General features: G+C 43.3%; 9 protein-coding genes and 1 tRNA gene. 6 read left to right on the top strand and 4 right to left on the bottom strand.

Annotated features, from left to right (window positions below):
- Positions 1–5: 5 nt before the first annotated feature.
- A complete protein-coding gene (locus tag DI53_RS01695) occupies positions 6–755 on the bottom strand; it encodes a hypothetical protein (protein WP_071790445.1) in 750 nt (249 codons plus the stop codon).
- Between the two features lie 33 nt (positions 756–788).
- Between DI53_RS01695 and DI53_RS01690 the strand changes: the two genes are divergently transcribed.
- Positions 789–2,159 (top strand): NfeD family protein, encoded by a 1,371-nt coding sequence (locus DI53_RS01690; RefSeq protein ID WP_037494680.1) that lies wholly within the window; start codon positions 789–791, stop codon positions 2,157–2,159.
- A gap of 172 nt (positions 2,160–2,331) precedes the next feature.
- Here DI53_RS01690 and DI53_RS01685 read toward each other — a convergent pair whose 3' ends face one another.
- Together DI53_RS01685 and DI53_RS20245 are read right to left on the bottom strand one after the other, a co-directional pair.
- On the bottom strand, positions 2,332–3,885 hold the full coding sequence (locus DI53_RS01685; RefSeq protein WP_037494678.1) for an OmpP1/FadL family transporter: 1,554 nt from the start codon (positions 3,883–3,885) through the stop codon (positions 2,332–2,334).
- A gap of 66 nt (positions 3,886–3,951) precedes the next feature.
- Positions 3,952–5,148 (bottom strand): outer membrane protein assembly factor BamD, encoded by a 1,197-nt coding sequence (locus DI53_RS20245; RefSeq protein WP_037494676.1) that lies wholly within the window; start codon positions 5,146–5,148, stop codon positions 3,952–3,954.
- Positions 5,149–5,336: 188 nt separating this feature from the next.
- On the opposite strand from DI53_RS20245, the gene proS reads away from it, so the two are divergent.
- From proS to DI53_RS01655, 5 genes are all read left to right on the top strand, one after another.
- Positions 5,337–6,809, top strand: coding sequence for a proline--tRNA ligase (gene proS / locus DI53_RS01675; RefSeq protein WP_037494674.1), 1,473 nt, complete (start codon positions 5,337–5,339; stop codon positions 6,807–6,809).
- 42 nt (positions 6,810–6,851) lie between these two features.
- Complete coding sequence (locus DI53_RS01670) at positions 6,852–7,631, top strand: NAD-dependent epimerase/dehydratase family protein (protein ID WP_037494672.1); 780 nt, start codon at positions 6,852–6,854, stop codon at positions 7,629–7,631.
- A gap of 337 nt (positions 7,632–7,968) precedes the next feature.
- A complete protein-coding gene (locus DI53_RS01665; RefSeq protein WP_037494670.1) occupies positions 7,969–9,111 on the top strand; it encodes a cystathionine gamma-synthase in 1,143 nt (380 codons plus the stop codon).
- 471 nt (positions 9,112–9,582) lie between these two features.
- The gene (locus DI53_RS01660) at positions 9,583–10,080 is read left to right on the top strand and encodes a hypothetical protein (RefSeq protein ID WP_037494668.1); all 498 of its coding nucleotides are present in this window, start codon (positions 9,583–9,585) and stop codon (positions 10,078–10,080) included.
- Positions 10,081–10,401: 321 nt separating this feature from the next.
- Positions 10,402–10,475 (top strand) — tRNA-Asn (locus tag DI53_RS01655).
- An 82-nt stretch (positions 10,476–10,557) separates the two neighbouring features.
- Here the strand turns inward: DI53_RS01655 and DI53_RS01650 are convergent.
- Positions 10,558–13,074: a tetratricopeptide repeat protein gene (locus tag DI53_RS01650; protein ID WP_037494666.1), complete on the bottom strand. Its 2,517-nt coding sequence runs from the start codon at positions 13,072–13,074 to the stop codon at positions 10,558–10,560.
- Between the last annotated feature and the right edge of the window lie 121 nt (positions 13,075–13,195).

Here is a 13,195-nt window from a genome sequence, read left to right as displayed (position 1 = left end):
TGCAATTATACTAAATACGAAACAATTTCCTGTTTATTATATGACATTAAGAATATTTGATTGCCTAATTGAAAATAAGGCTGGGGAATCATCTTTTGCATGTCTTCCAGGAGTAGCTTTTCGTAAAATAGATTAGATGTATCGGTTACACAAAGGTTTAAATGATAAAGATCGCCATGTTTTTTATGGTAGGTCCAAAGCAATTTCTCGCCGGCTCGGCTTAGCCATACGTAGTCAATGTGCTCGATATGCTGCAGTTGATCCGGCAGTTTTCCGCTGTAAGGAATAGGAATTTTAATCGAACTACCGTCTCCCACACGGAAGTCTTGTTTCCCAATAGCTAGTTTACCAGTTTTAATATCAATATATTCCTCAAAGTTACTTTGTATACTTCTATGCCTTACTTTGACATGATCAGATAAGGTGTCTAACCAGATATACTGATGGGATAAGTAACGCATTTCGCCATTCAAGTCCAACAAGCAGATGCCTTCTTTTACCGGCAAAGTGTCGCCGATCTTTTTTAAGATTAGCGTTTCATGTTTTATAGCATCCAACGTCCACTCCTTATCATCCATTGCTGTGCTTGGTAGCAAAATCTGTCCATCGAAATCCAACACACATACGTATCCTTGCGTTGTCTCCATATCTCGAAGTTCGACCGCGATTTGCTTTTTTTCTTCATCTACCACTATTTTCCATATCTGATACGGAAACTTTTTCTCAAACGCTTTATATATTGTATATTTAGTCATTACAGAAATATCGATATTTAGTAAGATCAATATATGAACAAAATTACGAAAACCCTGTTAGCTTTTTTGCTGGCTATTTTTGCCTTTCTCCAGCCTACAATAGCACAGAAAGTGTATAAGGTTGACATCAAGGATGAAATTGGTCCAAATGCTTGGCGAACGATTGACATAGGCTATAAGGAGGCCAAGGCTGTCGGTGCCTCAACATTTTTGATCGAGCTTAATACATTTGGAGGAGCCGTAAATTTCGCGGATTCCATACGTTCTAAACTTTTAAGTGCAGATATTAAAACACTGGTTTTTGTTAATAATAATGCGGCATCCGCCGGAGCATTAATATCCTTGGCAGCGGATGATATTTACATGCATAAAGGCGGTAGTTTAGGCGCGGCAAGTGTCGTAAACCAAAATGGGGAGATTATGCCTGAAAAGTATCAATCCTATATGCGTGGCCTAATGCGGGCTACAGCGGAAGCTAAAGGGCGTAATCCTAAAATTGCAGAAGCTTTTGTCGATGCGGAAGTGTCCATTCCAGCGCTCAAGCCGGACGGTAAATTATTGACGTTGACAGCATCCGAAGCGGTCAAAGCCGGTTTGGTCAAAGCCGAAGTCGCTAATTTAAACGATCTGTATAAACAAGCGGAGATAAACGCTGCTGATGTGATTCAACATAAAGTGACCATTGTTGACCAAATGATCGGTTTTTTAATTAACCCACTGGTCAGCGGCATTCTTATTCTAGGCATCATCGGTGGTATTTACTTTGAATTGCAAACGCCGGGCATTGGTTTCGCGTTAGTTGTAGCCATCGTATGTGGAGCACTCTTTTTTGCCCCGCTGTACATGCAAGGTTTGGCTGATAATTGGGAGATTGCTATTTTTCTTTTGGGTGTGGTCCTCCTAGCCTTAGAAGTCTTCGTCATTCCAGGATTTGGCGTAGCGGGCATTCTGGGGATTATATTTGTGCTTTGCGGATTGGCGTTCTCTATGGTCGACAACGATTTCCTAGATTTTAAATTGACGCAACCTGGACTATTGGTAAACTCGTTCCTGATCGTGACTGGCGCCATGGTATTGACAGTCGTGCTTATGGTTATCTTCGGGCGTAATATTCTTCGTTCGCCAGCCTTTCGCGTCTTGGTGTTGGAAGATGAGCAGCAATCCAATCAGGGGTATACCTCTTCGCAACAAAAAGCAAACTTGATCCTTCAACATGGTGTCGCGCGTACCGTTTTACGACCTGCAGGTAAAATAGAGATTAATGGTGTGTGGTATGATGCGGTGGCGCTGGACGGATTTATTGACGCAGGGGAGGAGGTGTACGTAGAAAAGCATGAAAACTATAACCTGTTTGTTAGAAAGCTAAGTTCCAAGCGCGACAATGATGCCATGAAAACTACTTAATAATTGTCGGTTGGGTGATGCTATAGTATAGCTAAAGCCGATGTATGGAAATAGGAATGTATAATAAACAAAAAAGCAGCAAATCGTTTTTGATGATTGCTGCTTTTTTGTTGTTTTCCACTGCTATCTATCGCACAGTGTTTGGGTTTTCAGACCTCTTCGTTAACACATTTTAAAACTTCGCACCGAAAGTCAAAACACCTGTAGTACGTCGGTGTTTGATATCCGCCACAGGACTTGCTGTGTTCCAAAACTCCTCTGCAATGGAGTAAGGTCGCACCTTGTAGTCATTTACAAAATGGACTGCAGCTACATCAAGATAGAGGGTGTTGCTCAATTTAAAACCTAGACCCAAGCTTCCGCTGTATTGCGTATTTTCAGCGTCGCGATACGGATTTCCTAAATAATTGAATCCGGCGCGACCACTGATGATATTGGTGAATAAGAATTCACCACCGAGGCGTAGATTAACCACGCTTTGGTATGCATCTTTCACGTCAGCGTCCCATCGTGCTTCGATATCGGCATCGCGCCAGCCAACTGTTCTTCTTTTAATCGTGCTATAATCCACATACTCTGCATCGGCAGTGATGAGCCCGCGACTAAAGAACTTTGAGACACCTACTCCAAATTTCCATGGGGTTATTTGGCGATAGGTATTTTCATAGGGATCGAATTGCACAAGAGGGGAGGCAAACGCTGTCGTTGCATTCTCATCTTGAAAATAATTTACGCTAATATCGTTTTCCGTATAGGTATCAACCGTATACCAGGTAGGGGAGGTGATCGTAGCACCAATGTTCCAATCTACGGAAGGCTTATAAATGGCGCCTATTTTAAAATCAAAACCAGAGCCCTCCGAAACCTGATAGCGATTATCCAGCATCTCGTAGTTTTTATCAAGATACCTGAAGTTTTCATTGGTAGGATCTAGAAATTGAGAATTTGGATTATCGGGGCGAACATTTTCGGCTGTTTTTGTCCAACCATATTCGGAGAATTGATTGGATATTTCGTTACGAAATGCGGTAAACCCAATCGTACCACCGATGTAAAATTTATTGTTGTAATTACCGCCGAAGGCAAGTGCACTTCGGGAACTAAAGCCGCTGCTCAATACATCGCTGATCTGGTCTTTATTACCCGTTTCATTGGCTATAGGGAAGTATCCGTCCTGAGCGTCGGTAAAACGTTCAATCAGCTTTAATCTGGAAAGACCGCTCGCGAAGTCGGGCAGTCCGATGTTTTGAATATCGTCCGAGTAGGCGCTTACAATCGTGTTATCGGGGTTTACCCCTTCAAACCGCACGTTGTTGTTGAAGTTATTCGTAGTTTCATAATTGAAACCTACGTTAAAATTCTGCCAGCCTTGATAGCCTTCATTCTTTGGAAAATGAAACACGACGCCAGCGTTATCAATGTTAAAGCGGCCTTTGTTACGCGTGGCATTCGTTCCGAAAAAAGAGCCTTGGTTTCTAGCATTATTATAGGAGGCTGTTACAGAAATGTCTGATTGCCCGAAAAAGCCCAGTCCAGCGGGGTTGCCCGTGATCGAGCTTATATCGCCTCCCAAGGCCGTATTTGCATTCCCAAGCCCTTTAAACCGGGCTGTTCCTTTATTAAGTTCTTGCGAAAAGTTAAGTGCATCTTGTACCGTCTGTCCTTGTGCAAAGGAGCCTAAGCCTGTTACGAGTAAAGAAGTGAAAAGTATATTTTTTAGAGTCATAGTTACTGTTGATGTTATAGAAAAATAGCCAATATAAAATGTTCATATTGGCTATTGATAAGGCTATTATCTTGTTCTGCCGCCGCCAGATCTAGCACCTCCGCCGCCCGAACTTCTTGCGCCACCGCCGCTAGACATTGAGCCTGAGCTTCGAGACGTTCCTCGCGACATAGAACTGCCTGAGGAGCTTCGTGACGGTGTGTATGATGAACCTCTCGATGACCTAGACGATCCTGGTGAATATGATCCAGAACTTCTGGATGATCCGCTCCTTGTCGCTGATGGTCTCGTTGTTGATCTAGATGAGCCCACTGCTGAGCCGCGGCTTGAACCGGCCCGAGTACCAACTGTAGGTCTAGATGTTGATCTAGATGATCCAACTGTTCCAACTGTCGATCCGCCTCGTGTTGCGCGTGCCGTTCCTACACGGCTACCATTTGATACCCCAATGGTAGAACGCGATGTTCCGCCGCGTGAAACATTTCCGTTAGCACGTGTTCTTGCCGTACCGCTCACACGTGTGCCGTCTCCGGAGCGGGTACCACTCACCGCACGAGCGGCACGTCCTGTTAGAATTCTGCCACTGCCATCTCGAACAACAGAAGACGAACTCCGAACGCGAGAGGTAGTTCCCACACGGGAGTTATAACCCGAGCGTGATGCTGTGCGTACCGAAGCACCAGTTGGTCTTACCCGGTAACGGTTTCCACCGATGAAATTGTTATTGTATCCGTAGAATGGGTGGCCCCATGCGTTGTATCCCCAAGCATTTCCAAAGCCCCAAGGTGAACCCCAGCCCCAGCCCATACCGTAATATGGAGAGCCCCAGCCCCAGCCGCCGCCCCAGCCGAATCCCATCGACCAGCGACCACCCCAACCCCAGTTGGAGAAACCTAAGCCTAGACCCATGCCGGGATAGCCGAACCAAGGATCGAACCAAGGGTCATAGTAACCCATACCCATACCAGCGTAATGGAAACGATTTATACGGTTTGCATATTCCAAACCCTCATCGTATTCGTAACCTTCGATATATTCCTCATCGGAATAATCGTCAGTATAATGTTCATTTTGCACATACTCGTCCTGGACTTGCTGTCCATCTGTATAATAATAATCCGGGCTCTGGTAATCTCTTTGAGCTTTCGATTGATTATTATACATATCGTCTTTATAGGCAACTTGCCTACTCGTTGAGCACGCGCCGAGCGCAACAACAGACGCTAGTGCCAAACTTCCGATTAATAATCTATTTTTTTTCATAATATCCGCTACTATTAAAACTTTCGGTAAAATACAGTCTTTATTACTATCTTAGACGCGTATTTCCGAAGAGGGTTTAATCCCGTGATCAAAAATAAAAATAAAACTGCAGTGCTCACTAAAGTTTCACATTTACATTTAAAAACGGGAAAAGTACACAAATTGTTATAGAGAAATTTAATAGTTACATGGGAAAAGGAATAACAAGCCGTAGTGAGGATTATTCGCAATGGTATAATGACTTAGTGATTAAGGCTGATTTGGCAGAGAACTCTGCCGTACGCGGTTGTATGGTTATTAAGCCGTATGGATATGGTATATGGGAACGCATGCAAGCCATCCTAGATAAAAGATTCAAAGAAACCGGACACACAAATGCTTATTTCCCGCTATTTATTCCTAAATCTTTTTTCTCTAAGGAAGCTGCACACGTGGAAGGTTTTGCTACGGAGTGTGCGGTAGTAACCCACTACCGATTAAAGAATGATGGGAGCGGCAATATTGTCGTTGATGAAGATGCGAAATTGGAGGAAGAGCTAATCGTTCGTCCTACCTCGGAAACTATTATCTGGAATACATATAAAGGATGGGTAGAATCCTACCGTGATTTACCGATATTGGTTAACCAATGGGCGAACGTCGTTCGTTGGGAAATGCGTACCCGGTTGTTTTTGCGTACTGCAGAATTTCTGTGGCAAGAAGGACATACTGCCCACGCCACCCGCGAGGAAGCTGTAGAAGAGGCGGAGCGCATGCTTGACGTCTACGCTGAATTTGCTGAAAAAATTCTGGCAGTACCCGTTATTCGTGGGCGCAAGACGGAAAATGAACGATTTGCCGGCGCTTTGGATACGTATTGTATTGAAGCGCTAATGCAAGATGGAAAAGCGCTGCAAGCAGGAACATCACACTTCTTGGGACAAAATTTTGCAAAAGCATTTGATGTTAAATTTACATCGAAAGAGGGTAAACTGGAGCATGTTTGGGCGACATCTTGGGGTGTATCTACACGCTTGATGGGTGCCCTTATTATGGCGCATTCGGATGACCAAGGCCTTGTATTGCCTCCGAAATTGGCCCCAATTCAAGTGGTGATCGTCCCAATCTATAAAACAGATGAGGAGAAAGCAAACCTCGATCAATTTGTGGATGAATTGACTGCCGAGTTAAAAGCTATGGATATATCCTTTAAATACGATGACCGTGATACGCAAAGGCCTGGATTTAAGTTTGCAGAATGGGAATTAAAAGGCGTGCCATTGCGTATAGCGGTAGGTAGTCGCGATTTGCAAAACGGAACCGTGGAACTAGCTAGACGTGATACGCAAACAAAAGAGACGGTATCGCAAGAAGGGCTGGCTGTCACTATCGAAAATACGCTTGCCATTATCCAGGAAAATATTTACCAAAAAGCGTTGAATTACCGTGATTCGCATATTACAGAAGTAAGTTCATACGAAGAATTTAAGCAGGTGATTGAGAATAAAGGTGGTTTTATATCGTGCCATTGGGATGGTACGGTAGAGACGGAGAAGCGTGTTAAAGAGGAAACCAAAGCGACTATCCGCTGTATCCCTTTAGATGCTAAAGAAGAGGCCGGCGTTTGTATTTTCACCGGCAAGCCTTCCACCCAAAAGGTACTTTTTGCAAAAGCATACTAAGGAGAAATCTTTCATTGTAAACAAATAAGAAGGGGCGGTCTTTTGAGATATTTAATTTTAGGTTGCGGATGGGTTGGCGAAGCATTGGCCAAAACGCTCTTACAAAAAGGACATCAAGTTTATGCCTCGACAACTGATTCAGAGAAATACCAACGGCTACAAGCCCTTGGTATTTCTGCTATATTGGCCGATTTTGATCGTGAAGTAGATCTTGCAAGTTTCCCCGGCGAGGTGGATTTCGTCCTAAATAGTATCCCCGCCGTAAAACGACTTGAACAGCCGTTGCTGGAGGCTCGTTTTGCTTCGCTGAAAGAAGTATTGAAGCATCTAACTTACCGTAAACAAATTTTTTTAAGCTCCATCGGCGTCTACCCAGATGTGGATGGCGACTTTACGGAATCTAGCGCCTTGGATGCCAAAGCATACAAGCTTTACGCTGCTGAAGAATGTATGTTAACCTTAGCAAATACTGTAGTTTATAGGCTGGGTGGTTTATTTGGTGACCAGCGTATTTTTGCGAAGTACTTTCAAGACAAGGTTTGCCATACGGGGGCGCAGCTAGCAAACTTCATTCATCAAGATGACGTTCTAAACCTCATTGTACTAGGCTTCGAGCAAAATCTCTCCTCTTCCTGTTATAATCTTGTAGCACCCGCACATCCAACGAAACGGGAAGTAGTGCTTGCTTCTGCAGCGAAATATGGCTTTAAGCCGCCATCTGCTTTTGAAGATCGAGAAAAATTTAAAAAACAGGTAATAGGGGATAAGATTCTCCAGGAGCTACACTATGTTTTTAAATATCCATCTCCATTAGATTTTTAATTGATAGCACAGCTAGCCTTTTGCTATCCCGTAGCTCGACTTAAACATATAGCCTACTTGAACGCTCGCGTATGTAAGACGTTTGCGTTATCAGCCCCCTTTAAAAAACGTTCTTTGGCCACATTTTGTGAGGGCTGTATACATGGATTTTTAATTTGGGAGACGCTTAGGCTTATCGAAAATTAAGAGCGGAAGGCTTACAAATCCAACTTTTCCAAACGTACATCTGCCTTCGACTTCTCCATTATAACTTTTCACTTTTAACTTTTCAATTTTCAATTTTGACTTTTAACTTTTTAATTTTTGACTTTTTAATTTTTACTTTTTAACTTTCAAAATGAAATTTGCAACAAAAGCTATACATGCAGGACAACATGCAGATCCGACCACCGGCGCTGTCATGACGCCAATTTACCAAACGTCTACCTACAGGCAATCTTCACCTGGAGAGCATAAAGGATATGAGTATTCGCGAGGAACAAATCCGACCAGGAAAGCTTTGGAAGATTGCCTAGCTGCGCTGGAAAATGGGAAATTTGGCCTTGCCTTTTCCAGCGGGATGGCAGCGACAGATACCGTATTGCGTTTATTACAACCCGGCGACGAGGTGATTACAGGTGATGATTTATATGGGGGATCCTATAGAATCTTCACGAAGGTATATGAGCAATATGGAATCAAATTCGTTTTTATAGATACCTCAGACTTGAAAGCACTCGAAGACGCGGTGACCGATAAAACGAAGTTGATCTGGGTAGAAACACCAACAAATCCTACGCTCAAGTTAGCAGACATAGAGGCTATAGGAAAAATTGCAAAGAAGTACGACATTTTATATGTGGTGGACAACACGTTCGCATCGCCCTATCTACAAAATCCGCTAGATCTTGGCGCTGATATCGTTATGCATTCCGCTACAAAATATTTAAATGGTCACTCCGATGTAGTTATGGGAGCGTTAGTGTTAAATGATGAAGCACTCTATAAACAGCTTTGGTTTTTCTACAACGCTGTGGGAGGTACACCAGGCCCCCAGGATGCTTTTTTAGCGCTACGCGGATTAAAAACCTTGCACGTGCGTATGAAGGCACATTGTGAAAACGCTGCCCGAATAGCCGAATTTTTGAAAACTCATCCAAAGATCGAAAAAATATATTGGCCGGGCTTTACGGACCATCCTGGGCATGATGTGGCGGAAAAACAAATGCGCGATTTCGGAGGAATGATTTCTGTAGTTCTTAGCGATGCCGATCTGCAAGAGACATTTCGTATCGCTTCGCGTTTTAAAGTATTTACATTAGCAGAATCCCTTGGCGGTGTAGAATCGCTAATTAATCATCCAGCAACAATGACGCACGGCTCCATCCCGAAGGAAGCGCGAGAAAGGGTAGGCGTGGTAGATAATCTACTCCGTATCTCTGTAGGTATTGAGGATGTGGATGACTTGATTGCTGACTTAAAACAGGTGTTAGGCGATTAATACATATAAAAAATCCTGAAGCGGGGAACTTCAGGATTTTTACTACTAACCAATTATTAACCTAAATTATGAATTACAACTATAACGCAGTTTTTAAGGGATCCGTGTGCAGGTCTATCTTTCTTAACAAAATTTAACATCTTTTCCTATACGTTGGCGCCGCAGCGCTGTTGTCTAGATTTTGTTGTTCAACATCGCCATGGCACAATAATATCCTTCATGCTACTTGTGCTCAGACACCTTTCGCACGAAAATACAGTGCGTTGGATGTAGTTTTTTATATTTCCATATATTTTTAATAATGCAATAGTTATTCTTTATCTTCGAGAACGAATACCATTCGACTTTGATATTTGATAGAGACATGCTAACAATTTATCAGCGTATTCTACATAGAGCGGGGTGTACATATTCGTTTTGATTTTCTAAAGTCTACTTTATGGACTTTGATAACCCAATCGAATAAAACTTATGAATGAAAAAATAGGACTAAAGCAATATCGAGAGGAATTTGAAGCGCTGCCTCTGGAATGGAAGATTTCGCATATTTTGTCAAAATTGAAATTTCCGTTCATGCGTCATAATTATCTTTTCTGCAGTGTCGCTGACGAGCGCCAACGTACTTGCGCTGAAATTGAAAAGTCTATAAAGGAATGTAACAAATCTTACCTGATTTCTGCTGATACATTTACCGCGAAAACGCTTTACAACTACCTTCGTGATAACAATGGAAAAATACTTTTCTTAAGCAGCCCAGATCTATGGTGGGTGGCGGGGGTTTCAGATGTGTTGTGCGGCGCGCTTAATACTACTCCAGCGGGTAAGCCTTGGTCAGTTGGCTATCCAGGTGAACAAACCTTTATTTTCACGGGCGTACTCATTCTATTAAGCAACCAACCTTTGAAGATGCTAACTAGTAACCATCGCTTAAAATATATGTTACGGGATATTGGCGTCACGCAACTGTAAGCAGGTCTCGATCGACGACCTGCATTCTCGATTCACCTTTCGATACCTTTATTTGTTTGCTATATGCTCATGGAGTTTAGGAGATGATCACGCACATACACCTTTTCTCACTGTTTACCCGGTAGTTAGTCCAGCATTTTTTTATTCGCTCAGCTACGCATATCGTTAGCAATAAATCTAATAGGCATATACACTTTACCCGCCGGATGCGTGGAAGGGGTTGAACCATCATTTTTTTTAAATTTTATTTGAAGATACAGATCAAAGTTTTATCTTTGTATCACTTTAGAAAAGGCGTCCAGCTTACTTTAAATTAGCTATTCCTGAATAGCTCAGCAGGTTAGAGCATCTGACTGTTAATCAGAGGGTCGCTGGTTCGAGCCCAGCTTCAGGAGCTTAAAAAAAGCCGCACCGATACATCGGGACGGCTTTTTTTCTTTTATGAAGGTGAAATGGGGGTTTTTAAATCCCCATTACTCATTTTAATTTCCGCAAACGCTCTTTTGCTGATGGTATGATATCATCATCTTCTTCATAATTTTCAATAACACTTTGTAGCGTGCTTTTGGCCTGAAGAGTATCACCCTTGCGCGCATAGGTGTCTGCAAGCAAGATAAAGCTTTTAGCCACCCAATAATCATGTGAATCCATATTTTCGATTACATCAAATGCCGACTTTTGCGCTTTGTCGTACTCCTTATTTTCATACTGCAATAAGCCGACACGGTATCTCGCCTCGGCACTAACGGCCGCTTGGCTTTTCAGTGCGGCCAGATTGAGTTCTTTCAAGCCAGATTCTCCGTTTCCCGTCTGTAGCATCGCTTTAGCCTTATACAGGTGTGCCGTGGCAATTTCCTCGTCCGATGCCCGCTCGTAGTTGCTGATCAATTTTGCATACCTATTCATTTGCTCGTAATCGCCGATTTCGAAATAGCAGATCATCAAATTCGTTACGGCATAGCCATAGTTGTCTTTATAATTGGAATTAAGCTCTAGTTTTTTAAGGTGTACAATCGCCTCATTATATTGCTTCAATTTCAAATATAACGCAGCAACGGTCAGCAACGTGTTTTCCGTATACGGACTCGTCCAGTCATTTAGGATAATGTTCAGGTCGTGTAGCGCTTCCTCCGGATGTCCTGTATGGTATAAACTCACCCCGCGGATATATCGCGCATGCTTCTCTTGCCTTGGTTTCGGGAACTTATCAAAATACGCATTGATGGCTTCTACAGCGGGGCCATATTTACCTCTGGAAAACAGGGTACGGCCTGCCTGGAACGCTAGGTTATCTTGCTCGGCGGCACTAAGTTCCGTGACATTGCTGCTGGTAGCGTAGTGGATATAGCTCGTGGCATCGCCCTGATCCAAATAGATGTTCTCAATGGACAGGAGTGCTTGCGCGGCCTCACTGCTTGTTCCATATTCCTTCACAACTTTTTGGAACGTGGCCATGGCGGCTTCGGTATCATCTTTATTATATTGGACAAGCCCAATAGTCATCAGTGCCCTTGGAACGTAACTGCTGCGTGGGTATTGTTTGATCATGGTTTGCAGCCCATCGATTGCGGCATCATATTCGCCTCTTGTAAAATAAACATAGGGGATCTCAAACGCCACGTCGTCCGCATAATTCGAGCCTGGGTATTGTTCCACAACAGATCTTAGCGTGTTAAGCTTCGCTTCATTATCGCCTTGCAGACCTTGGATAATGCCGTGTTGAAACAACGCATAGTCCTGATTAGGTGCTTTGTTGCTGATAAGCTGGTCGTAGTATTGGTTTGCACGATCATAATTGCGCATAGAAAGGTAAGAGTCTCCTAAACGAGCGATTACGTCATAGCGTACACGATCGTCAGCAGTGCCTTCTTCCGTTGCTAAGAATCGCTCGAAATGATCGGCCGCGACGCTGTATCTGTTTATGCGAAAGGCCGCGTAAGCCAAAGCATAGTTCGCGTAATTATACACTTTGGTATTTCGCGCGGCGGGCAGCCGAAGAAATCTGGAGAAGTTTTCTACTGCCTCACCGTACTTGCGCACTTCATACATAGCCTCGGCTTTCCAATAGGTGGCCAAGGCTGACATCTCCTTATCAAACGGAAACATTTCCGACCGCATAAACATCGATATACTGTTTTCGAAAGCCCGTTCGTTGTAAAGCTCCATTCCGCGGTAATAGGTGATCTTTTGGTACACCACATCAGCATTCTGGCTCCTATCCTTGAATGATTCCAACAAATACACTGCCGCCTGAAAATTGCTGTTACCTGATAGGACTTCGATCATCCGTGTTTCGGTGGTTTCCGCGTTGACCGCATCAGGATCACGTTTAGGATATCGTAGCGCAAGATACTGCTCAAGCGGTTTCAATGCAGCCTGGACAGAGTCCAAGCTATATAACGTTTTGGCATAGTTGAACAGGGCATCCGTCTTTAATTCCTCATCAAAATCCATCATCGAGGCCTTATAAAATGCACTTCGTGCAGCTTGCTTATCACCCGTTTCAAAGGCAATAGAACCCAAAGCAATTATGGAGCTTTGGTAAAAAGCATCGGCTGGTTTTACTTTTTTTAAAATGGAAGCCGCTCTTTCATATTCGCCTGCGCGGTAGGCCAAGATACCTATCCTGTTGTTATCAATATTGTTGCGCGAAGCGTCGGGATACCTCTGCGGCAAGGGGCTGTGAAAAGGCTCTCTAAATTTGTTTCTGGCGAAGTACATGCTTGCGGCGATCTGTCGCAGCTCGATCTCCAGCGCTTGGCGATTTATATTCATGTCCGGACTCCTGCGGATTTTCACAGCATCGGCCAACATCGGACGATAGTCGCGCACGATTTCGATAGAATCCATAACTGTTGGTCGTGTTTCGGCCGACCGCACGGGAGGTTGCTGCTTTTCTTCTTCCTGCGCATATCCATCCATTAACAAAATCAAAAATATCCCCGTAAAAATAGGTTTCAAGTAACTATAACCAATCTTATGTTTCAATATCATTTTCCTCCGTATTTGAGCTCTTCTATTCATTTATTCGCGTTGGTAAAGGGCAAGTATATGTTAATATTTACTTACACATTTGAGATCCAAATCTAAAAAAATCAAACCACAATCGGTTGAA

It is taken from the genome of Sphingobacterium deserti (assembly GCF_000757725.1).
GTDB lineage: Bacteria > Bacteroidota > Bacteroidia > Sphingobacteriales > Sphingobacteriaceae > Sphingobacterium > Sphingobacterium deserti.
This window is presented reverse-complemented; position numbering and strand designations above follow the sequence as displayed.

What these genes read in the sequence shown, in the direction of transcription:
- DI53_RS01685 (WP_037494678.1), bottom strand. Translation starts at nt 3,885, where the DNA reads ATGACTCTAAAAAATATACTTTTCACTTCTTTACTCGTAACAGGCTTA.
- DI53_RS20245 (WP_037494676.1), bottom strand. Translation starts at nt 5,148, where the DNA reads ATGAAAAAAAATAGATTATTAATCGGAAGTTTGGCACTAGCGTCTGTT.
- DI53_RS01665 (WP_037494670.1), top strand. Translation starts at nt 7,969, where the DNA reads ATGAAATTTGCAACAAAAGCTATACATGCAGGACAACATGCAGATCCG.
- DI53_RS01695 (WP_071790445.1), bottom strand. Translation starts at nt 755, where the DNA reads ATGACTAAATATACAATATATAAAGCGTTTGAGAAAAAGTTTCCGTAT.
- proS (WP_037494674.1), top strand. Translation starts at nt 5,337, where the DNA reads ATGGGAAAAGGAATAACAAGCCGTAGTGAGGATTATTCGCAATGGTAT.
- DI53_RS01690 (WP_037494680.1), top strand. Translation starts at nt 789, where the DNA reads ATGAACAAAATTACGAAAACCCTGTTAGCTTTTTTGCTGGCTATTTTT.
- DI53_RS01650 (WP_037494666.1), bottom strand. Translation starts at nt 13,074, where the DNA reads ATGATATTGAAACATAAGATTGGTTATAGTTACTTGAAACCTATTTTT.
- DI53_RS01660 (WP_037494668.1), top strand. Translation starts at nt 9,583, where the DNA reads ATGAATGAAAAAATAGGACTAAAGCAATATCGAGAGGAATTTGAAGCG.